The sequence below is a fragment of the Acidovorax sp. GW821-FHT09A11 genome (assembly GCF_059418365.1).
On record NZ_JBWKPS010000008.1, the window covers coordinates 1 to 23,057 of the forward strand.

Annotated in this window: 23 protein-coding genes; all 23 read right to left on the reverse strand. The window is 63.3% G+C overall.

Translation table 11 applies throughout. The features are described 5' to 3' along the window. Positions 1-132 precede the first annotated feature (132 nt). The gene (locus AC07PV_RS19115) at positions 133-657 is read right to left on the reverse strand and encodes a phosphoribosyltransferase (RefSeq protein WP_494631059.1); all 525 of its coding nucleotides are present in this window, start codon (positions 655-657) and stop codon (positions 133-135) included. A 47-nt stretch (positions 658-704) separates the two neighbouring features. Continuing rightward, positions 705-2,081, reverse strand: coding sequence for an adenylosuccinate synthase (locus AC07PV_RS19120; protein ID WP_218295347.1), 1,377 nt, complete (start codon positions 2,079-2,081; stop codon positions 705-707). Between the two features lie 27 nt (positions 2,082-2,108). Beyond that, a complete protein-coding gene (locus AC07PV_RS19125; protein WP_494631060.1) occupies positions 2,109-3,257 on the reverse strand; it encodes an ATP phosphoribosyltransferase regulatory subunit in 1,149 nt (382 codons plus the stop codon). Positions 3,258-3,346: 89 nt separating this feature from the next. After that, the gene (locus tag AC07PV_RS19130) at positions 3,347-3,529 is read right to left on the reverse strand and encodes a DUF2065 domain-containing protein (protein WP_492244012.1); all 183 of its coding nucleotides are present in this window, start codon (positions 3,527-3,529) and stop codon (positions 3,347-3,349) included. A 34-nt stretch (positions 3,530-3,563) separates the two neighbouring features. Beyond that, the gene (gene hflC, locus AC07PV_RS19135) at positions 3,564-4,475 is read right to left on the reverse strand and encodes a protease modulator HflC (RefSeq protein ID WP_218295350.1); all 912 of its coding nucleotides are present in this window, start codon (positions 4,473-4,475) and stop codon (positions 3,564-3,566) included. A gap of 9 nt (positions 4,476-4,484) precedes the next feature. Beyond that, positions 4,485-5,858: an FtsH protease activity modulator HflK gene (gene hflK / locus AC07PV_RS19140; RefSeq protein WP_369642852.1), complete on the reverse strand. Its 1,374-nt coding sequence runs from the start codon at positions 5,856-5,858 to the stop codon at positions 4,485-4,487. A gap of 54 nt (positions 5,859-5,912) precedes the next feature. Then, a complete protein-coding gene (gene hflX / locus AC07PV_RS19145; RefSeq protein ID WP_492244014.1) occupies positions 5,913-7,082 on the reverse strand; it encodes a GTPase HflX in 1,170 nt (389 codons plus the stop codon). 69 nt (positions 7,083-7,151) lie between these two features. Further along, a complete protein-coding gene (gene hfq / locus AC07PV_RS19150) occupies positions 7,152-7,406 on the reverse strand; it encodes an RNA chaperone Hfq (protein ID WP_218295353.1) in 255 nt (84 codons plus the stop codon). 105 nt (positions 7,407-7,511) lie between these two features. After that, positions 7,512-8,855 carry a ribosome biogenesis GTPase Der gene (der, locus tag AC07PV_RS19155; protein WP_218295354.1) on the reverse strand — a complete coding sequence of 448 codons (1,344 nt, stop codon included), beginning with the start codon at positions 8,853-8,855 and terminating at the stop codon, positions 7,512-7,514. A 13-nt stretch (positions 8,856-8,868) separates the two neighbouring features. Then, positions 8,869-9,996: an outer membrane protein assembly factor BamB gene (gene bamB, locus AC07PV_RS19160; RefSeq protein WP_494631125.1), complete on the reverse strand. Its 1,128-nt coding sequence runs from the start codon at positions 9,994-9,996 to the stop codon at positions 8,869-8,871. A gap of 41 nt (positions 9,997-10,037) precedes the next feature. After that, the gene (locus AC07PV_RS19165) at positions 10,038-10,724 is read right to left on the reverse strand and encodes a YfgM family protein (protein ID WP_492244015.1); all 687 of its coding nucleotides are present in this window, start codon (positions 10,722-10,724) and stop codon (positions 10,038-10,040) included. A gap of 14 nt (positions 10,725-10,738) precedes the next feature. Beyond that, complete coding sequence (gene hisS / locus AC07PV_RS19170) at positions 10,739-12,004, reverse strand: histidine--tRNA ligase (RefSeq protein WP_494631127.1); 1,266 nt, start codon at positions 12,002-12,004, stop codon at positions 10,739-10,741. 153 nt (positions 12,005-12,157) lie between these two features. After that, entirely contained in the window at positions 12,158-13,417 is a 1,260-nt protein-coding gene (gene ispG, locus AC07PV_RS19175; RefSeq protein WP_218340302.1) for a flavodoxin-dependent (E)-4-hydroxy-3-methylbut-2-enyl-diphosphate synthase, read from the reverse strand. Between the two features lie 20 nt (positions 13,418-13,437). Further along, complete coding sequence (locus tag AC07PV_RS19180; protein ID WP_494631061.1) at positions 13,438-14,322, reverse strand: helix-turn-helix domain-containing protein; 885 nt, start codon at positions 14,320-14,322, stop codon at positions 13,438-13,440. 19 nt (positions 14,323-14,341) lie between these two features. After that, positions 14,342-15,175, reverse strand: coding sequence for a type IV pilus biogenesis/stability protein PilW (gene pilW / locus AC07PV_RS19185; protein ID WP_218295357.1), 834 nt, complete (start codon positions 15,173-15,175; stop codon positions 14,342-14,344). A gap of 36 nt (positions 15,176-15,211) precedes the next feature. Next, positions 15,212-16,336: a dual-specificity RNA methyltransferase RlmN gene (gene rlmN / locus AC07PV_RS19190; RefSeq protein WP_218340260.1), complete on the reverse strand. Its 1,125-nt coding sequence runs from the start codon at positions 16,334-16,336 to the stop codon at positions 15,212-15,214. Positions 16,337-16,423: 87 nt separating this feature from the next. After that, positions 16,424-16,849 carry a nucleoside-diphosphate kinase gene (gene ndk, locus AC07PV_RS19195; RefSeq protein ID WP_008905954.1) on the reverse strand — a complete coding sequence of 142 codons (426 nt, stop codon included), beginning with the start codon at positions 16,847-16,849 and terminating at the stop codon, positions 16,424-16,426. 92 nt (positions 16,850-16,941) lie between these two features. Further along, positions 16,942-18,543 (reverse strand): pseudouridine synthase, encoded by a 1,602-nt coding sequence (locus AC07PV_RS19200; protein ID WP_494631062.1) that lies wholly within the window; start codon positions 18,541-18,543, stop codon positions 16,942-16,944. After that, entirely contained in the window at positions 18,543-19,295 is a 753-nt protein-coding gene (gene scpB / locus AC07PV_RS19205; protein WP_218295360.1) for an SMC-Scp complex subunit ScpB, read from the reverse strand. Before scpB ends, AC07PV_RS19200 begins: the two co-directional genes overlap by 1 nt. A 147-nt stretch (positions 19,296-19,442) precedes the next feature. Continuing rightward, entirely contained in the window at positions 19,443-20,465 is a 1,023-nt protein-coding gene (locus AC07PV_RS19210) for an RluA family pseudouridine synthase (protein ID WP_494631128.1), read from the reverse strand. A gap of 23 nt (positions 20,466-20,488) precedes the next feature. Further along, positions 20,489-21,409 carry a peptidoglycan DD-metalloendopeptidase family protein gene (locus AC07PV_RS19215; RefSeq protein WP_494631063.1) on the reverse strand — a complete coding sequence of 307 codons (921 nt, stop codon included), beginning with the start codon at positions 21,407-21,409 and terminating at the stop codon, positions 20,489-20,491. Between the two features lie 12 nt (positions 21,410-21,421). Beyond that, complete coding sequence (locus tag AC07PV_RS19220; RefSeq protein WP_494631064.1) at positions 21,422-22,189, reverse strand: protein-L-isoaspartate(D-aspartate) O-methyltransferase; 768 nt, start codon at positions 22,187-22,189, stop codon at positions 21,422-21,424. Beyond that, a complete protein-coding gene (gene surE / locus AC07PV_RS19225) occupies positions 22,189-22,977 on the reverse strand; it encodes a 5'/3'-nucleotidase SurE (RefSeq protein WP_218295363.1) in 789 nt (262 codons plus the stop codon). The genes AC07PV_RS19220 and surE overlap by 1 nt, the downstream gene beginning before the upstream one ends. Positions 22,978-23,057: the final 80 nt, after the last annotated feature.

Consider the following 23,057-nt stretch of genomic DNA (forward strand, 5'->3'; position numbering starts at 1 on the left):
ACCCCATCATCACCCAAACCTCCAGCGCCCCGCATCTCTGCAGCACCGCCTCAGTAGCGAAGCCCTCGACTATAGCACCAATTTCAGAGAGGCAGAAGAAAGTCCGTGAAATTTCAGAATTCGCAGCCCTCTCTACACACGCCACTTCTCAAGCAACTTGTGGGGGCTCAGGCTGTCATAGCCTTCAAAGGGTTGATGAATCCAGGGGTTTGTCGGCAGAAACTCCACAGAGTAGTCCGCAGAGAACGTAGACAGACCCTTCGTCCAGATCACCGCACTGCGCAGTTCGGTGATCGGAGCATAGTTGGTCTTCAACATATTGATCACGGCATGCAGAGTGTGGCCGGAGTCCGCAAGATCATCGACCAGCAGCACCTTACCAGCGATCTCACCCTTGGGAGTTGTGATGAAGCGAGCGATATCCAGATGCCCCTGCACGGTGCCGGCTTCGGCACGGTAGGAGCTGGTGGACATGATGGCCAGGGGCTTGTCGAAGATACGACTCAGGATATCGCCGGGACGCAACCCGCCCCGTGCAAGACACAGGATCGTGTCGAACTTCCATCCCGACTGATGCACCTTGAGGGCCAGCTTCTCGATGAGGCTGTGATACTCGTCATAACTGACATAGAGGTGTTTGCCGTCTTCGGTCAACATGAAATGGCTCCTGGATGTATAGCTGTAGAGACGAGGGTCAAAGGCAATCAGCCAGCGACATAGGGATGGCGCATCATGATGGTGTGATCCCGATCCGGACTAGTAGAAATCATGTCGATCGGCACACCTGTCACCTGTTCGATGCGCTCCAGGTAGCGCCGGGCACTTTCCGGGAGCTTGGCATAGTCGGTCACACCAACGGTGGAGTCACTCCACCCTGGCAATGTCTCGTAGATAGGGGTGCAGCGGGCGATGTCTTCAGCCCCCATGGGCAACAGATCAATGCGTTCGCCATCGAGCTCATATCCCGTGCAAAGCAACAATTCTTCGAGGCCATCCAGAACGTCCAGCTTGGTGATGCACAAGCCAGAGAGGCCATTGACCTGCGCACTGCGCTTGAGCAATGCGGCATCAAACCAGCCGCAGCGGCGGCTGCGTCCAGTAGTCACGCCCTTTTCAGCACCCACCGTGCTCATGTGGTAACCCGGCGTACCTGGCACTTCCCAGTCCAGCTCGGTGGGAAATGGTCCCCCGCCTACGCGGGTGCAATACGCTTTGGTGATGCCAAGGATGTAATGCAGCATGCCAGGCCCCACGCCGGATCCCGCCGCTGCGTTGCCGGCCACGCAGTTGCTGGAGGTGACATAGGGATAGGTGCCATGGTCCACATCCAGCAACGTACCTTGTGCACCTTCGAACAGGAGATTGGCGCCTTCGCGGTGGGCATCGTTCAATTCACGTGACACATCGGCCATCATGGGCTTGAGCAATTCGGCATGGCGCATCGCCTCTGCATAGACCACGTCAAACTGAACCTTGCCATCCTGGATGTACGGCTTGAGCGCATCACCAAACACGAACGAGCCGGAGCGGAGGTACGTCGTGAGGGTATGGTTGTGCAGGTCCAGCAACTCACGCAGCTTGGCTGCAAACCGCTCTGGGTATTTCAGGTCCTGCACCCGCAGTGCGCGGCGGGCAATCTTGTCTTCGTACGCGGGACCAATACCCCGGCCTGTTGTTCCAATCTTCTCCGTACCGCCCTGCTCGCGCGCGGCTTCACGCGCCACGTCAATGGCAGCATGGAAAGGAAGGATCAAGGGACAGGCCTCGCTGATGCGCAGGCGTGACCGCACTTCAACACCCGCCTTCTCAAGGCCTTCGATTTCCTCGAACAGTTTGGCTGCCGACAGCACGACGCCGTTGCCGATGTAGCACTTCACCCCGGGTCGCATGATGCCGCTGGGAATCAAGTGCAACGCAGTCTTGACCCCATTGATCACCAGCGTATGGCCAGCGTTGTGCCCGCCTTGAAAACGGACCACGCCTTGGGCACTCTCTGTCAGCCAATCAACCAGTTTGCCCTTGCCTTCGTCACCCCACTGGGTCCCGACCACCACTACATTGCGACCTTTGGTTGCTTTCATCTCAAACCCAATTCAATTTTCAATTGCTCAAACAGCCTGCACGACCCACCGGCCCGCAACCTGCACCAGTTCCCGGTCGCAGTGGAACTCGTCCACTTCGCTCTCATGCCCCGGCAGAACGCAGACCACCGTCTCACCCGCCTTGCGGAGTTTGGCGATGGCCGCATTGACCTCATCGGACTCCTCCCATGGGGCCCGGATCGCCGCCTTCAACGCACGCGGCGACACTACGCCGACCACTTGCTTGAGATCCAAGCTGAACCCTGCCGCGGGGCGGTTTCTGCCGAACACGGCCCCCACTTCGTCATAGCGCCCGCCTCGGACCAACGCATCGCTTGCACCCGGTGCATAGATCGCGAAACGTGCACCGCTGTAATACGCATAGCCACGCAAATCGGCCAGATCAAACGTCACGGTAGCCCCCTCCAACCGGGTAGCAAGCCATTTCAAATTTGATAGCAGCAGGGGAATGTCGGGAAAGTGCTTGAGCGCTTTTTCAGCCTCATCCAACACAGCCTGATCTCCATACAGCTGCAGCAGCACCAGCAAACCTTTGCGAGACTTCTCGGGGAAAGCGCGGGTCAAAGACACCAATTCGCCAGCGTCCTTGGCAGCCAGCGCGGCATGGATGGCACTCAACACCTGGGCATTCAGCGGCACGCCAGCCAGCAGGCTGCGCACAATCCGCACGTCCCCCAGGTCGATCGTCGTGCCACGAACGTCCGCAACCCGCAGGCACTCCCGGGCCAACTGCAAAGCCTCGAGGTCCGCCTCCAGCCCGGCATGCCCGTATATCTCCGCGCCGAACTGCAGGGGCTCGCGTGTGGCATGGGGACGGTCAGGCCGGGTGTGCAGTACGGGGCCGCAATAGCACAGCCGAGCAACCCCCTTGCGATTGAGCAGGTGCGCATCGATGCGGGCCACTTGGGGGGTGGTGTCCGCCCGCAGCCCCATGGAACGCCCGGAGAGCTGATCCACCAGCTTGAAGGTCTGGAGGTCAAGCGCCTCGCCAGTACCTGTCAGCAAAGATTCGAGATGCTCCAGCAAAGGAGGCATCACCAACTCATAGCCATAACAACGGGCTGTATCAAGCAGCCCGCGACGCAATTCTTCGATGTGCCGCGCTTCGGACGGCAAGACATCGGCAATGTGATCCGGAAGGACCCAAGCAGACATGGAGAAAAGGGGAGGCTGTTAAAACCGTGATTCTACCGGGAGGAGAGCGAAGGCCCGAGAGACTCCACCGCCAGGACTCCAAGCCCAGGTCAGAACCACAGCATGGCAACACCGGCAACGATGGCCAGCAATGCGAAAAAACGTATCTGGCCATCCTGCAGCAGTGCAATCTGGGAGACCGCACGCCGCCAGCCCTGTGGCGATAGGAAGGGCAATAGCCCTTCAATCACCAGCACGAGGGCCAGAGCCGCCCAAAGGCTGTCAAAAGTCACTGCGGCAAGCTACCAACAGCCAGGGCGGGGAAACTCACTTGCGTGCCGCGGCGGCAGGCGCCGTGGCCGAGGTTCCGCCTCGGAAAGTCTTGAAGAATTCCGAAGACGAGGGATCGAGGACCATCACGTCGGTCTTCTTGTTGAAGCTGGACTTGTATGCCTCCAGGCTGCGGTAAAACTGGGCAAACTGTGGGTCCCGGCCAAAAGCCTCGGCGTAGATGCGCGCTGCTTCAGCATCGCCTTCACCCTTGATCTTCTGGGCATCGCGGTAGGCATTGGCAATCGCTATCTCACGCTGACGATCTGCATCCGCCCGAATTTTTTCGCCCTCGGCCGCCCCTGTGGAGCGCAGTTCATTGGCGACACGCTTACGCTCAGCCTCCATGCGCCGGTAGACCGATTCCGTGATGGCTTCCACGTAGTCGACGCGGGTAATGCGCACATCCACCACGTCCACACCCCAGGGCTTGGCCCCGCGAACGGTCTCGAGCACTTCGCGCTTGACATCTGCCATCAGCGCCTCGCGTTTGAGAGACAGCAGTTCCTTGACAGTGCGCTTGTTGATTTCCTCCTGAAAGGCATTGCGCACCACCCGATTGAGCTGCATGGCCCCGGCGCTTTCGTCCAACCCCACATTGCGGATGTACTCCGTGGGTTCAGAGATGCGCCAGCGCACATACCAGTCGATGACCACACGCTGTTTTTCAGCCGTCAGCATGGGTTCTGTATCGCTGCTGTCCAGCGTCAGAAGACGCTTGTCGATATACGACACGTTCTGGAAAGGCGGCGGCAGCTTGAAATTCAACCCCGGCTCGGTAATCACTTCCTTGATCTGCCCCAGCGCGTAGAGCACGCCAAACTGGCGCTGGTCCACCACGAAAAGCATGGAACTCATGAGGGCCAGCACCACCAGGAGGGTAGATGCAATAAATCCGACTCTGTTCACGAGCAGCTCCTAGCGAGATTCACGATCGCGTGTGCGACTGCTGTCACGCGCTCGGGGGTCATTCGAAAAAGTGGACGAAGGCACGGCAGGCACCACCGCCGGCGCGGGCGCAGCGGCAGCCGGAGCATCCAGAGGCCCTGCTCCGCTCGCCACGCCTTGCATGATCTTGTCCAGGGGCAGATACAGCAGATTGGAGCCCTGGCGCGACTCGACCAGCACTTTGGTCACATTGCCGTAAATCTGCTGCATGGCCTCCAGGTACATGCGGTCACGGGTCACCTGAGGCGATTTTTGGTATTCCGCCAGAATGGAAGAGAAGCGTTGCGCATCGCCTTGCGCCTGCGCAACAATCCGCGCCTTGTAAGCTGCCGCCTCCTCATTCAAGCGCGACGCAGAGCCCACTGCACGCGGGATGACATCATTGGCGTATGCCTGCGCTTCGTTCTTGGCCCGCTCGCGCTCCTGCCCTGCTTTCAGCACATCGTCAAACGACGCCTGCACCTGTTCAGGTGGACGCACCCCCCCCTGCTGCAGGTTGATTCCAACAACTTCGACACCGACCTTGTAGCGGTCAAGAATGGTTTGCATGAGCGCACGGACCCGCGGTGCAATCTGGTCACGCTCTTCGGCCAAGGCCGTATCCATGCGCATCTTTCCTACCACTTCGCGAACCGCCGTTTCGGCGGCCTGTACGACTGCATCCGACGGATTCTTGCTTTCAAACAGCCAGGCGCGTGCATCACTCAAGCGGTACTGCACGGCAAACTTGATCTCGACGATGTTCTCGTCTTCGGTGAGCATGGCCGACTCGCGCAGGCCGGTGCTCTTGATGACGCTGTCCCGGCCCACGTCGGCGGAGCGAATCTGGGTCACGAAAACAAGCTCGTGGCGCTCGATGGGGTATGGCAATCGCCAGTTGAAACCCGCGCCCACCGTACTCTTGTATTTGCCAAACTGAGTGATCACGGCCTGCTGGCCTTCCTGGACGATGAAGAACCCTGTCCCCATCCAGATGACAAACACAATCCCGGCGATCAGCCCCACACCAACGCCTGCGCTCTTCATGTCGGGTTGGAACCCGCCGCCCGAACCGCCACCGTTGCCCGGCCCGCGCCCGCCACCGTTCTTGGATCCGAACAATCCGCCCAGCTTACGGTTCAGGTCGCGCCACAGTTCGTCGAGATCCGGCGGCTGCCCATTGCCCGGGCGCTGGTCACCCCCCCGGTTTCCCGAAGGCGGGGGAGCGGGGCGGTCCTCTGGGCGTGCGCCATCATCGGACTTGTTGTCTTCGCCGCGTCCCCACCGGGGATCGTTCAGGTTGAACATGCCCCGAATACGTGCTGGCAGCGAAGTCCAGCGTAGGGTGCGATTTTGGAAATTCATGCGCAAAGTCTCTGGTTCTCTGGATGGCATCGGTAATGCTGGCATTGTGCCCAATCAGGGCTCGGACCCTGGCAATTCAATGGCGGCACCAGGGGTCATGCCTTCTTGAGCCGCGATCACCACCCTGGATGCAAGCGCCTGACGAAGCGTGTCCAGCCCTTCGCCGGAGCGCGCGCTCACGAACAGGCGCTGGAACAATTGCCCATCCACATCGTACTGATCCTCCAGAAGCGGGGGACGTTGCTCCGCCTGCAGAGCATCCAGCTTGTTGAACACCAATATCTGAGGAATATCCGCAGCCCCGATCTCATGCAGCACCTTCTGGACCTGCGCCATCTGCTCCGGAAAGCCCGGATTGGAGGCATCCACCACATGAAGCAGCAGATCCGCATCAATGGCCTCCTGCAGCGTCGCCTGGAATGCATCCACCAGGCCATGGGGCAGGTCGCGAATGAATCCCACCGTATCGGAGAGGGACACCGATCGTCCTGCATCGCCCAGATACAGTTGGCGCGTTGTCGTGTCCAGCGTGGCAAACAGTTGGTCTGCGGCATAGGCACGGGCCTTCACCAACGCATTGAACAAGGTGGACTTGCCCGCATTGGTGTAGCCGACCAATGAAATATTGAAGGTGTCGCGCCGCTCCCGTTGCCGCCTCTGGGTGGACCGCTGCCGCTTGACCTTGACAAGACGCTCGCGGGTGCGCTTGACGGCGTCGCCAATCATCCGGCGGTCGAGTTCAATCTGCTTCTCGCCAGGGCCACCACGTGCGCCAATCCCACCCGTCTGACGCTCCAGGTGAGACCATCGACGCACGAGGCGGGTGCTGAGGTACTGCAGTCGCGCGAGCTCCACCTGAAGCTTGCCCTCATGGCTGCGGGCGCGCTGGGCAAAAATCTCCAGAATCAGCAGCGTGCGGTCGTTGACTGGAAGCTCAAGGTGACGCTCCAGGTTACGTTGCTGGGCCGGGCTGAGCGATTGATCGAACAGCACCTCTACCGCACCGTGCATCTGTGCCGCAGTGCGAATTTCGTCTGCCTTGCCACTTCCGACAAACAAGGCCGCGTCCGGGGCCTTGCGTTTGCATGTCAGGCGGCCAACCGGGTTCATGCCCGCCGTCTGTGCGAGCAAGCCCAATTCCTCGAGATCGCCATCAAAATGGGGAAAACCAAAGTCCACCCCCACCAGCAGCACCGGGGTGCCGTCCACGCGCGAAGATGTCATCGCATGCAAATCAGATGGCCTTCTCGCACCATCCGTGCAAGAAGCGAAGACCGGTTCAGAAACAACAACTCAAGCGTTGCTGCTATCTGCATCAGGGGTGTCGGCGGTGGAAAAATTGACGGCGCGACCTGGCACGATGGTGGAAATAGCGTGCTTGTAAACCATCTGGGTCACTGTATTGCGCAGCAACACCACATACTGGTCGAATGACTCGATCTGCCCCTGCAGCTTGATTCCATTCACCAGATAGATGGAAACAGGAACATGCTCCCGACGCAGCGCGTTGAGGAAGGGATCTTGCAAAAGCTGGCCTTTATTGCTCACGATATTCTCCGTGTTCAAAATGTTGTTGTAAACCAGCACCTTACCACAGCCCGAAGGGCAAATCGGGCTGGTAGTGCATGGCCCTTCAGGGCTCCAGCCTTTGGATCAGGCCTCGTCCTTGTCGGCAAAAGGATTGTGGGAGGTTTTCATTTCTATCCGCAGCGGCGTGCCCACCAGATCAAACTCTTTGCGGAAGCGTCCTTCCAGGAAGCGCTTGTAGGCATCGGTGACATGTTCGAGCGAATTGCCATGGATCACGATCACCGGCGGGTTCATGCCCCCCTGGTGTGCATACCGCATCTTGGGGCGGAACATGCCTGCCCGCTTGGGACTTTGGAACTGCACAGCCTCCAGGAGCAGGCGTGTAAGCACCGGCGTGGACATTTTGCAGGTTGCCGCCTTGTGCGCCTGGGCGATCGACGTCCACAGCGGCCCCAGCCCCTGCCGCTTCTTGGCGGAAATGAAATGCATCGAGGCAAACTTCAGAAAGGCGAGCCGGGTCTCGATGGACCGTTCCAGCAACTGGCGCTGGTAGTCGTCCACGGCATCCCATTTGTTGACAGCCACCACCACGGCCCTGCCGCTTTCAAGGATGTAGCCTGCGATGTGCGCATCCTGATCCGTGACCCCCTGGGTCGCGTCCAGCAGCAGCAGAACCACGTTGGCCGATTCAATGGCCTGGAGAGTCTTCACGACCGAAAATTTCTCGATCGCCTCAAACACCTTGCCCTTGCGGCGCAACCCCGCCGTATCGACCAGCTCGAAGCGTTGGCCATTGCGCTCGAATGGCACGGTGATGGCATCCCGGGTCGTGCCCGGCATGTCAAACGCGACAAGGCGCTCCTCGCCAAGCCAGGTGTTGATCAGCGTCGATTTACCGACATTGGGCCGCCCTGCGACGGCAAGCTTGATGATGCTCTTGTCGGAGCCGGCCTCGGAGTCGTCCGGCTCAGGAAGCTGCAGGGGTTCCAGGGCGATATCAACCAGACTGCGGATACCCTGCCCATGCGCCGCGGACACGGGATACACCTCGCCCAGCCCCAGCTCATAAAACTCTGCCAGCTGCACGCCTTCCAGCATGCCCTCCGCCTTGTTGGCGACCAGCACACAGGGTTTGCCAAGGCGGCGCAGGTAGTTTGCAATGTCATGGTCCTGCGCAGAAACGCCGGCACGTGCATCGACCACGAAGATGACCACATCCGCCTCGGCAACGGCCTGCTGCGTCTGCTTGGCCATCTCCTTGTAGATGCCACTCGATGCATCAGGCTCGAAGCCCCCTGTATCGATGACGATGTACTCGTGCTTGCCTTGCTTGCCATTGCCGTAATGCCGGTCTCGCGTCAGCCCGGCGAAATCCGCCACGATGGCGTCGCGAGACTTGGTCAGACGGTTGAAAAGCGTGGACTTGCCGACATTCGGACGCCCGACGAGGGCGATAACTGGCTTCATTGAATAAGATCCATCAATCAGGACGGAATCCGTAGACGCCACCGTTTCGCGTGACCACCACCAGCGTATCGGCAGCGACAGCAGGCGCCGCAGCTATGCCGGATGCATCGGTGGCAATGCGGTTAAGCGGAGAACCGTCCGCACGGGAAAGCAGATGAACGAGGCCTGCATCGTCCCCGACCACCACCGAGCGCCCCAGCAGCAAAGGCGCTGTCAGTTTGCGGTGCTTGAGCCTGTCCGTCGCCCACAGGCGTGAGCCGTCGCTGCGGCGCCACGCAATCACCGTGCCATTGCTCTCGGCCCCGAACAGCGCTTCGCCATCGCCGTGCACTCCATCGGCTCCACTGGCCGGCTGCGTCCAGGCCACCGCGCCTCTGGCCGTATTGACGCAACCCACAGCCGACTGGAAGGCCCGTGCACAGACGGAGTCCCCTACCCGACTGGTACGGCCGACCAGTTCCACCAGGCGTTCGACATCATTGGTACCGCGCGAGCTGGCCAGCGGCGCCTCCCAGCGAACGCTGCCGTTGTCCGGGTTCAAGCCCACAAGGCGGCCGGCAAAACCCGCCACCAAGGTATCTCCCACAGCCAGGAGTACGCCGGCTTGGCGCAAGACCAAGGGGTCTCCAGGGCGCTGCTGGCTCCAGAGCTTGCGCCCCGTCACAGCATCGTAGGCGGCCAGCGACCGATCCGTCGACAGCACAAAGACACGCCCGCCAGCGACCAGGGGGGGCGTGAATACCTGCGCAGCCAAGGATTGCCGCCAACGCTCACGGCCGGCATCCAGAACAATCAACGTGTTGCTGCGGGACACGACAGCCGCAGACTTTCCATCGCTTCCCACACCCGCGGACAAGGGCTCGGCCAGTGCGGTGCGCCATACGTCTCCACCGGTGCGCGCATCGATCGCAGCCACCACACCGTCAGCGGATGCCACGGTCACCACATTGCCTACGGAGTGGACCTCCAGCGGAAATCCTCCAACATTGCCGATGCGCGCTGTCCATGCCTGCCGCACACCCAGGACAGCGACATTGGCCCCCAGATCGGCAGGTACGGGTTTGGAGCTGCTGCCACTCCACAGCGAACACCCGGCCAACATGGCGACCAGCACCGCGGACGAAACGCCACGCAGCAGCATCCGCCCGCCCGGCGTGTTGTTTGCACAAATGAACGCCATGGTTATTTCACCCCTTCCACAGGAGCAGCCGCAGCCACCGCGATACCCTGCGGCGAGACCCCCAGGGCACCAAGCTTGATTTCCACGAGGCGCCGATACTCCACACTCTCCTCGAAGGCCTTGTATGCCTTCGCATACTCCGCGATCGCCTCTGTGCGCTTGCCCTGCAGGGAATAGATATCACCCTTGCGATCTGCGAACACCGCTTCAAACTCAAGGGGAGTGCTGCCAGACACCTGCTTGAGCGCCTCATCGTAGTTTTTCTGGTCCATCAGCACGCTGGCCAAGCGCAACCTGGACAGCGCCTTGAGGCCATCATCCCCGGACTGGGCGGCCACCCAGGCCAGCGCTTCTTTCGCGCCATCGGCATTGCCGGCATCCACCATCGTCTTGGCGAGCGCGAGGCCGGCCTGGCTGGCCTGCGTAGTGCCCGAATACTTGGCCTTGAGGTCGGCAAACGCTTGCGCCATGCGCGCTTGATCCCCCGTCCGGGCAGCCACGTCCACGGCATCAAAGAGCGCCGCGGCCTGGCTCGCCTGGCGGTTTTGCCAATACTGGTATCCGTTCCACGCAACCAGGGAGCCCGCCACCAGAATCAGTACCGAACTGATGAGCGTGCCCCAGGTGTTCCAGAAATGCTTGAGCTGGTCAAGCTGTTCTTGTTCTTCGAGATCTAGGTGATTTGCCATGGAATATGTTCTGTTTAGCGGTTGGATTGTAGGTGGGACACCCATTCGACCAGTGAGCCCAGCGGTTGCTCGGCCTGCGCTCCGACACCATCGCGCAAGGACTTGACAACAACCATCCCTCGGGAGAGCTCATCGTCGCCAAAGACCAGTGCATGCAGCGCGCCGCTCGCATCTGCCTTCTTGAACTGGGACTTCATGCTGCCCATTCCTTCACCGCCTGCGGGCGCAGCATGCATCTGCACACTGACGCCGAGCTGCCGCAGGCGCTCGATGGCCGCAACCGCCACCGGCAACGCCGCCGCCGAGGGAATCACCGCATACACATCGGGAGCCAGCGCCGGCAATGCGCTGGCCTGCTCCTTGAGGAGTTCGAGCACACGCTCAACCCCCAGCGCCCAGCCCACCGCTGGCGCAGCCTTGCCACCAATCTGACCGATCAGGTAGTCGTAGCGGCCGCCGCCACAAATCGTGCCCTGCGAGCCCAATTGGTCGGTGACGAACTCGAACACGGTCAGGTTGTAGTAGTCCATGCCCCTGACAAGGCGCGGATTGACGGTCCATGCGACGCCATTGGCACTCAGGATGGACTTCACTGCGTCGAAATGCGCGAGCGACTCTGGCCCCAGGAAATCGATCAACCGAGGTGCGGCCTCCACGATGGCCTGCATGGCGGGGTTCTTGGTATCCAGAATGCGCAGGGGGTTGCTGTGCAAGCGCCGGCGTGCTTCTTCGTCCAGCACATCGGCATGCTGCTCGAGGTACGAGATCAGCGCAGCACGATGGGCCTTGCGTTCATGGGGCTCGCCCAGGCTGTTGAGCTCCAGCCGCACATTCTGAAGCCCCAGTTCACGCCACAGCGCCTGGGCCAGCAAAATCAGTTCCGCGTCGACTTCGGCGCCCGGAAAACCCAGCGCCTCGGCGCCAATCTGATGGAACTGGCGATACCGCCCGCGCTGCGGACGCTCGTGGCGGAACATGGGCCCCATGTAGTACAGGCGCTTGCCCCCGTCGTACAGCATGGAATGCTCGGCCACGGCGCGCACGACGCCTGCCGTCGCCTCGGGGCGCAGGGTCAGGTGCTCGCCATTGAGACGGTCCTCGAACGAGTACATCTCTTTTTCAACAATATCGGTCACCTCGCCGAGCCCCCGCACAAAAAGCGGCGTGGGCTCGACGATCGGCGTACGGATATTGCGGTAGGCGTAGCGCGCCATCAGGCCCCGGACCTTGGCCTCCAGCCACTCCCAGCGGGCAGATTCCGGAGGCAGGATGTCATTCATGCCTTTCACGGCCACCAGCTTTTCCGGCTTGGGCGAGGTGGCGCTTTTTTCGTTACTCACAGCTGTTCTTTTCTTATCCAATTATTTTGAGAGAGCTTCCTTGCGGCCCCACTGCGGGGGCCGAGCAAGGGCTGTCGGCGCGGATGCAGCGGGTCAGGCGGCGGGAACCGCGGCACCGAAACGCTTTTCAATGTACTGCTCGACGATCTGATGGAACTCATTGGCAATGTTCTCGCCGCGCAGAGTCAGGGCCTTTTCGCCATCAATGAACACAGGGGCCGCAGGCGCCTCACCCGTACCGGGCAGGCTGATGCCGATGTCTGCGTGCTTGCTTTCGCCAGGACCGTTGACGATGCACCCCATCACGGCGACGCGCAGATTCTCGACGCCGGGATAACGAACCCGCCATACGGGCATCTGGGCACGCAGAAAATCGTCGATCTGCTTGGCCAGGTCCTGAAAGGTCGTGCTTGTGGTGCGGCCACAGCCCGGGCATGCCGTGACGCTGGGGACAAACATACGCAGACCCAACGCCTGCAATATCTCGGAGGCGACCACCACCTCCTGCGTGCGCGCCTCCCCGGGCTGGGGCGTCAGGGACACGCGAATGGTATCGCCGATGCCTTCTTGCAGCAGAACCGACAGCGCAGCTGCCGACGCCACCGTGCCCTTGGTTCCCATGCCCGCTTCCGTCAGCCCCAGATGCAGCGCATAGTCGCAGCGGCGTGCGAGCTCACGATAGACGGAAATCAGATCCTGCACCCCACTGACCTTGCACGACAGGATGATCTGATTGCCATCCAGCCCCATCTGCTCGGCCCGGCGAGCGGACTCGATGGCCGACGTGATGAGCGCCTCATACATGACCTGGCGCGCCTCCCAGGGCGAGGCCCGGCGGCTGTTGGCGTCCATCAGGTCCACCAGCAGATCCTGATCGAGACTGCCCCAATTCACCCCGATGCGCACCGCCTTGTTCCACCGCATGGCGGCATCGATCATCTGGCCAAACTGCCGGTCCCTCTTGTCACCCTTGCCGACATTGCCCGGATTGATGCGGTACTTGGACAGCGCCTGTGCGCAATCGGGAAAATCCGTGAGCAGCCGGTGCCCGTTGTAGTGAAAGTCCCCCACGAGCGGCACACTTTCTCCCATCCGGTCCAGTTGTTCCCGGATATAGGGCACCGCCGCCGCGGCCTCGGGGGTATTCACGGTAATCCGCACGAACTCCGAACCCGCCTGCGCCAGCTCCTTGACCTGTATGGCCGTGCCGATGGCATCCACCGTATCGGTATTTGTCATGGATTGCACGCGCACGGGCGCATCGCCGCCCACCGTCACGACACGGGATCCCCACACGATCCTGGCTTGGCGTGAGCGCCGAGGCAAAGGGGATGCAATCGCAATGGGCCCCATATCACCAGATACCTGTTCCACTATTTCACCTCGAAGCGAGCAACGTTTTCACGCGACACAGTCGTCAGGTCGAAAGGCTTTCCGCGCACGAAGACCTCCGTCACGTCCGCGCGTCCGATGACAACCGCCAAAGGCATCGACCCGGCGACCGACACCGACTCGCCCGCGACCAGATTGCGCTGCAGCACTACCGCGCCTGCGGAGTCCCGCACCTGCACCCAGGATTCACTGCGCGCGCGCAGCACCAGCGCACCTGCGGGGGGTGCGGCTGCGCTGGCGGCCGCCACCGGGGCCGATGCAACACCATTGGCAGCCGCGGGCGCGGCTGCATCGGGGCGCCCCGCCGCAACTGGCGCGGGGCTCTCCGGCTTGCGCTCGGCAACGCCGGTCGCGGCACTCGATACTTCTGTGGGTGCGGGGCTGGCCTGAGGTTCCGCGATGACCGAAGGAGCGGCCGTCACCGGGGCAGGTGCCTGCACTGCGCCTGTCGTGCTCGTCGTCCCGTCCTGCTGGCGGGGAAAGAAAACAAGCACGAGAGCTCCCACCAGCAGCGCCAGCACCACCAAGGTGACGGACCGCGAAGTGGATCCCGAAAAGGACGCCGAAGACGAAGACGACTTGCCAGAACCGCCCTTCACGGGTGCATTGAGACCGGCACTGTCCGTGGCCAGACGCGGACTCTTGCTTTGCGGCAACAGCGACAGGACGGGCGCAGGATCGAGCTTGAGTGTCCTGCAGATGCTGGATGCCAGCGCCCGCACAAACACCGTATCAGGCAGCGCCTCGTAGTTGTCGGCCTCCAGCGCCTCCAGCTTGCTGACCGGCACCTTCAGCGCCACGGCCAAGGCGGCTATGTGCATGCCGGATGCCTGCCGCGCTTCCCTGAGCAATCCACCCGCCGTCATTCCACCACTCTCCAGAACCTCACTCATTGAAAGCCCCACGCTCGTATGCCCCCAGTTCCCGCGAATCCGGGAAACGCTTGCGCAACTGTTCCGCCAGCTGCTTCATGGCCACGGAGTCACCCAGGCCACGCTCCACCTTGATTCCGAGCCACAGCGACTCGGAGTTGGCAAACTGGCTGTTGTTCAGCCGCCGGATATAGAACTGGGCGCGGGTCAGCTCGTTGCGCCGCAACAAAAGCGCAGCCAGGTGGTAGCCCACCACGGGGTTGGCGGCATCCAGTTCATAGGCCTTGAGCAGTGACTGCTCGGCTTCGGCGAACTGACCGGCCCCCGACTGGCAAAGCCCGCGTGCCATGAGTGTCTTGCTGCGCGCGGTGTAGGAAGGATTGGCCAGCGCCCGCCCGAATTGCTGGTCGGCTTCTGCGTACTTTTGCTGCTGGCAAAGCAACCAGCCGTAGTTGTGCAACAGGTTGGGATCGTTCCCCCTGAGCGCCAGCGCCCTGCGAAAACTGTCGTCCGCCTGCGCAAAATCGTTCAGCCGCATGTAGATGAGGCCGCGCAGGTTGAAGGCGTCGGAATACGTGGGATCGGCCGCCAGCGCCTGCTTGACTTCATCAAGCGCCACGGCGGTCTGGCCGTTCTCGAAATAGTTGGATGCAAGCTCCAGGCGGATGCGGGCACGGCGCCGCGTTTCAGGCTCATCGGACGGAGTGACCAATCCCGCATTGGTATCCACGGTGGACATGCTGTTGTTGGTCGCACACCCCTGCAGTACGGACATGCATGCGAGCACGCCACATGCCGTGAGTGTCCAGCGGCCAAGTTGCTGCCAGCTTCCAACCAATCCCACCATGTAGAGCCTCCTTGAAGTATGCCGATTGCTTGCTGATCAAGTCACCGGTTTGAGCACGATTGTCCGCTGCTTTGCCATGCGCTCGGCGGCCCGTGTGCGATCCTTGACATCTCCCGCGAGCTGGCCACAGGCCGCGTCGATATCATCTCCCCGGGTCTTGCGCACCGTTGTGACAATACCTGCATCGCTCAGGACCTTCGCAAATGCAACCACCTGATTTTGCGCAGATCGCAACAGCCCCGATGCGGGAAATGGATTGAAGGGAATGAGATTGAATTTGCAGCGCACCCCTGCGCCGCGGGCGGGCTTGACCAGTTCGATCAGCTGCTGCGCATGCTCCAGCTGGTCATTGACACCATCGAGCATGCAGTATTCAAAAGTGATGAAATCACGCGGTGCGTGCGCCAGATAGCGGTTGCAGGCCTCCAGCAGCTCTTCGATCGGATACTTGCGATTGAGCGGTACCAGATTGTCCCGCAGCGGATCGTTGGGCGCATGCAAAGACACGGCCAGGGCCACCGGGCAATCCTGCGAGAGGCGGTCCATCATGGGGACCACGCCCGACGTGGATACCGTCACCCGCCGCCGCGACAGACCATACCCATGGTCATCGAGCATGACACGCAAGGCGGGCACGAGCGCCGAGTAGTTCTGCAGCGGCTCGCCCATCCCCATCATCACGACGTTCGAGATCACCCGATCTTCGGACTTGAGGCGTTTGCGCAAGGAATGCTCTGCAAACCACAACTGCGCGACGATCTCGCCCGTGGTCAGATTCCTGCTGAAACCCTGATGCCCCGTGGAGCAAAAGCGGCACCCCACGGCACAGCCGGCCTGGGAGGAAATACACAGCGTTCCGCGGTCATCCTCAGGAATGAAGACGGCTTCCACCGCATTGCCATCCCCCACGTCGAACAGCCACTTCACCGTGCCGTCCGAGGAAACATGCTCTGAGATGACCGGCAAGGCCTCGACGCGGGCGCAACCCCTGAGCTTGTCGCGCAGGGCCTTGGCCAGATCGCTCATGGCGTCAAAGTCACTGGCGCCGCGCTGGTGGATCCAGCGAAACAGCTGGGTGGCGCGAAACCGCTTTTCACCCAGTTGCTGGCAGAAAGCAGCCAGGCCGTCGAGGTCAAATTCCAGCAGGTTGGTGGTGGTCATCGCGCCCTCCCAGTGACGGGCCGAGCGCGGTCGTCCCCATGGCGCAGGTGTCCCACGATTGCGGGAACAGGCATGGGGAGCACCATATCAGCGCGAGTAGATGTTCAGGCCGGGGAAGAAGAAGGCCACTTCTGCCTGGGCGGTTTCAGCTGCGTCGGAACCATGCACTGCATTGGCATCGATGCTGTCAGCGAAGTCGGCGCGGATGGTGCCGGCTTCTGCCTTCTTGGGGTCCGTGGCGCCCATGAGTTCGCGGTTCTTCAGAATCGCGTTTTCACCTTCCAGGGCCTGGATCATCACGGGGCCGGAGATCATGAAGTCCACCAGGTCCTTGAAGAAAGGACGCTCCTTGTGCACGGCGTAGAACTGCTCGGCTTCCAGGCGCGACAGGTGGGCCATGCGTGCAGCCACGACCTTGAGGCCGGCAGCTTCAAAGCGTGCATAGATCTGACCGATGACATTCTTGGCCACTGCGTCGGGCTTGATGATGGAGAGGGTGCGTTCGATTGCCATGTTGATTTCCTGAATGGATGATGTTGCTGTAATTCGTTTGCCCACTGGACAAAGCCCTCGATTCTAACCGGGCAGACCGGCGCAGCGTGCGCTCAGCGCCCGCCGCCCCCGCGGCGAGGGCCGCCTCCGCCGGGGCGCCGCTTGTCCTGGCGGTGCCGCGAGAGGCTGTCCATGCCGATATAGCCCACCGAGGTCTTCATCGGATCCGGCTGTGCCGCCCCGCGCTGGCGATCACCGCCGCCGGCATTGTTGCCGCGGGCCTGACCTTGTTGTCCATTGTCACGGCGGGGTTTCTGGCCGCGGGGGCCGCCCGGCGCCCCCTGCGACATGTCGCGGCGCGGGCCGTCGCCCACGCGGGGCCCGTTGCGCCCCCGGTTGCGCTTGTTGCCGCCGCGCCCGCCCGCACCCGGCCCCTCTTCCAACCGGCCTTCGGCCGGAGCCTCCGGCCGTCCGGCACCGGCGGCCTGGACCAGGGCGCGGATGTCACTCTCATCGAGTTCCAGCCAGGCGCCGCGCTTGAGCCCGCGCGGCAGCACCATGGCGCCGTACCGGATACGGATCAGCCGGCTGACCGCATGTCCCACAGACTCCAGCATCCGGCGCACCTCGCGGTTGCGCCCTTCGGAAATGGTGACCCGGTACCAGCAGTTGGAGCCTTCGCCACCGCCATCCTCGATCGATCCAAAGGATGCCATGCCATCGTCCAGGCGCACGCCATCCAGCAGCTTCTGCTTTTCTTCGTTGCTCAAGGCGCCCAGCACCCGCACGGCGTACTCGCGCTCCAAGCCAAAACGCGGGTGCATGAGCTTGTTGGCAAGTTCGCCGGAACTGGTGAACAGCAGCAGGCCTTCGGTGTTCAGATCCAGGCGCCCGACAGACTGCCACTTGCCCTGCATGAGCCGGGGCAGCTTGCGAAAGACAGTGGGCCGGTTCTGGGGGTCGTCATGGGTCACCACTTCGCCCACCGGCTTGTGGTACGCGATCACGCGCGCGGGCGGCGGGTCGATCCGGTAGCGGATGGGCTTGCCGTTGACCTTGACCTGGTCTCCGAACTGGATGCGCTGTCCGATATGGGCAGGCTCGTTGTTCACGGAGATGCGCCCTTCCAGGATGAGCTGCTCCATCTCGAGCCGCGACCCCAGCCCCGCCTGGGCCAGCACCTTGTGAAGCTTGGGCGTTTCCACCTGGGGCAGCAATACGCGCTTGGCGGGAACGGCGTCGGCCGACGCATCATCCTCATCGAAGCGGCCCGACACCACATCCTCGAACTGATAGCCATCCACCGCCGGCGCCGCCTTGCGCCTGTCGCGCCCGGCACCTTCGGGGCGTTGGGGCGGCCTGCCGCCGGGCTGGCCCTGGTTCCTGCGGCCGCCCTGCCCTGGCTGGCCCGCGGACTCAGAGCCTTCCGCATGCGCCGCCGCAGCCTCGGCCTCGGGCCCTGCAACCACCTGCGACGAGGAGGGCGCCTCGGGCGGCAACTCCGCAGCTGTCACGGGCTCCACCTCAGAAACTGCCTCGGGGGCCGCCGAAGCGATGGCGTCGCCAGCAGCACTTTGCTCCTCGGCAACCACAGCCACCGGCACCGCCTTCTTGCGCGGAGCGCGCTTGGCAGCAGGTTTCTTCGGCGCCGCAGCCGCCTGCGCAGGCGCAGCCTCCGGCAGATCAGCCGGCATTTCGGGGGTCGAATCGTTCATCAAGTATTTCCCTGGATACCACCCGGGGTATCGGCATCGTCGTCGCGGAGATCCGTCTCCGCATTCTGAAAAAAGTCTTCCACGGGCAGCACCGCATCCGGCGCCGCGCCCGGTTCTGGCGGCTGTTGGCCCGGGCCGGGCTCCGATGGCGCAGCGACCAGCTCCGCTGCCGGTTCGGGCTCCGGCTCTATCACCCCTTGGGCGGCAGCGGCCATGGCCTCCAGGACATTGGCATTGCCGGTGGGGTCATCCAGCACCGGCAACTGGTCCAGCGACTGCAGCCCCATGTCATCCAGAAACTGCCGCGTGGTCGCAAACAGCGCCGGACGCCCCACCGTTTCCCGGTGGCCGATGACCTCGACCCAGCCCCTGTCTTCCAGCTGCTTGACGATCAGGCTGTTGACCGTCACCCCCCGGATGTCCTCGATATCACCCCGCGTCACAGGCTGGCGATACGCAATGATCGCCAAGGTTTCCATGGTGGCCCTCGAATAGCGCGGCGGCTTTTCGGGGTGCAGCCGGTCGAGGTACTCGCGCATCTCGGGCCGGCTCTGGAAACGCCAGCCCGTGGCCACCTGAACCAGCTCCACGCCACGCTGCGTCCATTCCAGCTGCAGCTCCTGCAGCAATACCTTGAGCGTGTCCGACCCCAGCGCGTCATGGAACAGCACCCGCAGCTCGCGCAAAGGCACAGGCTGCTGCGCGCAGATCAACGCAGTTTCGAGGACCCTTTTGGCATCCACCGTGTTCATGGTTCAGCGATTCCTGGAAAAGTGCCACGCGTTGCAACGGGTGTCACATCAACAGCAGGGGGCAATCAATGGCGCGCTGTGCAAGGGTGCTGGCGCGACGCAAGAGCCCGGCGGGATTCCGTCTTCGGGCTGGGGCCAGTCTGGCCGTCAGGGCGCATTGTAGCCCAGCCCCCATGACGAGAGGGCCTGGCAGATGTCCTGCGGCACCGGCGCCCGGAATTCCAGCGCCTCGCCGGTCATAGGGTGCGAGAAGGCCAGGCGGTAGGCATGCAGCGCCTGCCGCTGCAGGCTGCCGACCGGCGCGCCGCCATACAGGCCATCCCCCACCAACGGATGCCGCAAGGACGCCATGTGCACGCGGATCTGGTGCGTGCGGCCCGTATGCAGGGTGCATTGCACCCAGCAGCCCTCGTCCGCGCCAGCGAGCCACCGGATGTCGGTGCGCGCAAGCTTGCCCGCATGGGTCGCCAGGTCGACGACCGCCATGCGAAGGCGGTTGCGCGGATCCCGGCCAATGGGAGCGTCCACCGTGCGGATCTTGGGACCCGACCATGCGCCGTGGGCCATGGCCACGTACTGCCGCTGCACCTTGCGCTCGGCAATCAATGCGACCAGCGCGTCCATGGTGGCGCGGTCGCGGGCAACGACCATCAGCCCGCTGGTGTCCTTGTCGAGCCGGTGCACGATGCCCGCGCGCGGCACGGTCAGCGCCTTTTCGTCGCGGGCGAGCAGGCCGTTGAGCAAGGTGCCGCTCCAGTTCCCCGGCGCGGGGTGCACCACCAGGCCGGCGGGCTTGTTCACCACCAGCAGATGTGCATCCTCGAACACCACGTCGATGGACATGGACTCAGGCCGGAAGGCCTGGCTCTGCAGCGTGGGCCGCATTTCCAGCACCACCTGATCGCCCGCCTTCACGCGCGCCGCCGCCTTGGGAAGCGGCTTGCCATTGAGGCTTACCAGCCCCTGCGCCAGCAGTTGCTGCAGGTAGCTGCGGGAAAACTCGGGCACCAGATCGACCAGCGCCCGGTCCAGCCGCACGCCATGCTGTCCGGCCCCGATGTGCATGGAGCGAAGCTCGCCCCCAGACTCGTCCGCCAGCCCTTCCGACTCGTCGGCCAGCAGCTCATCCGCTGCCCCGGCCGGTTCGCGCGCCATGCCCGTTGCGCCCATTGGCGGCGAAGCCACGGCGGAAATCAACGTGCAGGCAGGTAGCGCGACGGGTCGACGGGCTTGCCTTGCCGGCGGATTTCAAAGTGCAGCTTGACGCGGTCGGCGTCGGTGCTGCCCATCTCGGCAATTTTCTGCCCCTTGCGCACGGACTGGTCCTCCTTGACGAGCAGGGTCTGGTTGTGCGCGTACGCCGTCAGAAAGGTGTTGTTGTGCTTGAGGATGACGAGGTTGCCGTATCCGCGCAGCCCCGCGCCCGCATACACCACGCGGCCGTCGGCGGCGGCCAGGACCGGGTCTCCCGCCTTGCCAGCAATGTCGTATCCCTTGTTGCGCGCCTCGTCGAACCCGGCGATCAGCGAGCCCGGAGCGGGCCAGATGAATGCCATGTCGTCTTCCCCGGCACCCGACGACGGTGTCGGCGTTGCCGGCGCGACGGCCACCACGGGGCCGGAGGCCGCCGAGGTGGCGGGCTTGGCCGCGCTGGCCGGGGGCACGGCCGCACTGGCGGGGTTGGCGGGCGTCACCGTCGAGGAGGTCACCGGGCGGGTGACCACGCCGCTGTCGGCGGCCACGGCCTGCGAGGCGGGCGCGGGCGGCGCCACGCGCAGCACCTGGCCCACTTCGATCAGATTCGCGTTCTCGAGGTTGTTCCAGCGCGCAATGTCTTTCCAGCTCTGGCCCGACTCCAGGCCGATGCGAATGAGGGTATCTCCCGGCTTGACCGTGTAGTAGCCTGGTTTTCCGGCATTTTCCGCGCCGGGCAGCGGCTTGAGGGGTGTCCCCACCACCACGCCGGGCTGGGCCGCTGGCGGAGGCGCGGAGGACGAGGAGGATGTGCCCCGGTCTTCCACAGGAGCCTTGTTCAGCCGGGTGCCGCAACCGGTGAGCGCAAGCCCCGCCAGCGCCACGGTAAACCCAACCACAAGACCACGCGATACGAACATAAGCATTTCCCTTCAGGCAATCCCCGATTTTAGGGGGACAAAATGTACGGGCTCGAGCACGTTTTGTTTCAATCCGTGCGGGGTTTTGTCGATCACCAGCAACATCTGCTGCCCGCCTGCCACCGCCATGGGCGCCACCAGCCGCCCTCCGACCGCCAGCTGGTCGCACCACGCCTGCGGCACGGCATCCCCGCCCGCGGCGGCGATGATGGCCGCGTAAGGCGCGCCCTTGGCGTAGCCCAGCATGCCGTCCCCGAACAGCAAGTGGACATTGGCCAGGCGAAACGGGCGCAGGTTGTGGCGCGCCTTGTCGTGCAGGCCCCGCAGGCGCTCCAGGGTATAGACCTCGCGCGCCAGGTGGCTCAGCACGGCCGCCTGGTAGCCGCAGCCCGTGCCGATCTCCAGCACACGTCCCAATCCGCCCGGGCGCGCGCCTTCGGCGCCCAGCAGCAGCTCGCACATGCGGGCCACGACGTTCGGCTTGGAAATGGTCTGCCCAAGGCCAATCGGCAGGCTGGTGTCCTCATACGCCTGGTTGACCAGCGCGCTGTCGACAAAACGATGGCGCTGCACGGTGCCCATGGCGTGCAGCACCGCCGGCGACGTGATGCCTCCGGCCGCCAGCTTGTGCACCATGCGCGCGCGCACCGCCGCCGAATCCAGCCCCACCCCCACCGGCGCCGCCGCCGGCTGGCGCGCGGGCGGAGCGACCGGGGCGGGCCTGGCGGGAGAAGGTCCAGATCCTGGCAACCTGGCAGGGAATCCGGGGCGGCGCTGCATCACGGTCCCGGCGCCCCGGCCACGCCTGCCACAAGGCGGGACGCGGTCTGTGCCCAGTAGCCCAGGTTGTCGTGGTCCGTCAGGTCCACCTTCAGCGGAGTGATCGACACGTGGCCTTGCGCCGTGGCATGAAAATCCGTGCCTTCCGCATCGTCCTTGGCGGCCCCCGCGCTGCCGATCCAGTACATCGCCTCGCCCCGGGGGCTTTCCTGCACGATCACCCGCTCGGCCGCGTGGCGGCGCCCCAACCGGCACAGCTTGAGGGGCTGCAGCGCCTCCAGCGGCATGTTGGGAATGTTCACATTCAGCAGCCATGGGGTCTCTGTCACGAGACGCTGGGCCCGCATCTGCGCGACGATCTCGCGCGCCTTGGCCGCGGCCGCCTCGATCTCGCCCCAGCCCTTGTCCACCTGCGAGAAGGCAATGGCGGGGATGCCGAACAGATACCCCTCCATCGCCGCGCCCACGGTGCCGGAATAGATGGTGTCATCGCCCATGTTGGCGCCGTTGTTGATGCCCGACACCACCAGGTCGGGCCGGTAGCCCAGCAGGCCGGTGAGGGCGATGTGCACACAGTCGGCGGGCGTGCCGTTCACGTAGCGGAAGCCGTTGTGCGCCTGGTGCACGTACAGCGGCGAATGCAGGGTGAGCGCATTGGACTTAGCGCTGTTGTTGTGCTCTGGCGCGACCACCTCGACCTCCACCCCGTCGAGGGTCTTGAGCGCATCGTGCAGCGCCACGATGCCGGGAGCCTGGTAGCCGTCGTCGTTGGAAATCAGAATTTTCATGGTTGCAGAAGGGGTTGCAACGGATTGTAGGTGGCGTGCCCCGGGCCCTGCCTTGCACAACGCAGGCGCAGGCCGTCGCT

Coding starts and splice junctions, on each gene's coding strand:
- AC07PV_RS19115 (WP_494631059.1), bottom strand. CDS start 657: ATGTTGACCGAAGACGGCAAACACCTCTATGTCAGTTATGACGAGTAT.
- AC07PV_RS19120 (WP_218295347.1), bottom strand. CDS start 2,081: ATGAAAGCAACCAAAGGTCGCAATGTAGTGGTGGTCGGGACCCAGTGG.
- AC07PV_RS19125 (WP_494631060.1), bottom strand. CDS start 3,257: ATGTCTGCTTGGGTCCTTCCGGATCACATTGCCGATGTCTTGCCGTCC.
- hflK (WP_369642852.1), bottom strand. CDS start 5,858: ATGAATTTCCAAAATCGCACCCTACGCTGGACTTCGCTGCCAGCACGT.
- hflX (WP_492244014.1), bottom strand. CDS start 7,082: ATGACATCTTCGCGCGTGGACGGCACCCCGGTGCTGCTGGTGGGGGTG.
- der (WP_218295354.1), bottom strand. CDS start 8,855: ATGAAGCCAGTTATCGCCCTCGTCGGGCGTCCGAATGTCGGCAAGTCC.
- bamB (WP_494631125.1), bottom strand. CDS start 9,996: ATGCTGCTGCGTGGCGTTTCGTCCGCGGTGCTGGTCGCCATGTTGGCC.
- AC07PV_RS19165 (WP_492244015.1), bottom strand. CDS start 10,724: ATGGCAAATCACCTAGATCTCGAAGAACAAGAACAGCTTGACCAGCTC.
- hisS (WP_494631127.1), bottom strand. CDS start 12,004: ATGAATGACATCCTGCCTCCGGAATCTGCCCGCTGGGAGTGGCTGGAG.
- ispG (WP_218340302.1), bottom strand. CDS start 13,417: ATGGGGCCCATTGCGATTGCATCCCCTTTGCCTCGGCGCTCACGCCAA.
- AC07PV_RS19180 (WP_494631061.1), bottom strand. CDS start 14,322: ATGACGGCGGGTGGATTGCTCAGGGAAGCGCGGCAGGCATCCGGCATG.
- pilW (WP_218295357.1), bottom strand. CDS start 15,175: ATGGTGGGATTGGTTGGAAGCTGGCAGCAACTTGGCCGCTGGACACTC.
- rlmN (WP_218340260.1), bottom strand. CDS start 16,336: ATGACCACCACCAACCTGCTGGAATTTGACCTCGACGGCCTGGCTGCT.
- ndk (WP_008905954.1), bottom strand. CDS start 16,849: ATGGCAATCGAACGCACCCTCTCCATCATCAAGCCCGACGCAGTGGCC.
- AC07PV_RS19200 (WP_494631062.1), bottom strand. CDS start 18,543: ATGAACGATTCGACCCCCGAAATGCCGGCTGATCTGCCGGAGGCTGCG.
- scpB (WP_218295360.1), bottom strand. CDS start 19,295: ATGAACACGGTGGATGCCAAAAGGGTCCTCGAAACTGCGTTGATCTGC.
- AC07PV_RS19210 (WP_494631128.1), bottom strand. CDS start 20,465: ATGGGCGCAACGGGCATGGCGCGCGAACCGGCCGGGGCAGCGGATGAG.
- AC07PV_RS19215 (WP_494631063.1), bottom strand. CDS start 21,409: ATGTTCGTATCGCGTGGTCTTGTGGTTGGGTTTACCGTGGCGCTGGCG.
- AC07PV_RS19220 (WP_494631064.1), bottom strand. CDS start 22,189: ATGCAGCGCCGCCCCGGATTCCCTGCCAGGTTGCCAGGATCTGGACCT.
- surE (WP_218295363.1), bottom strand. CDS start 22,977: ATGAAAATTCTGATTTCCAACGACGACGGCTACCAGGCTCCCGGCATC.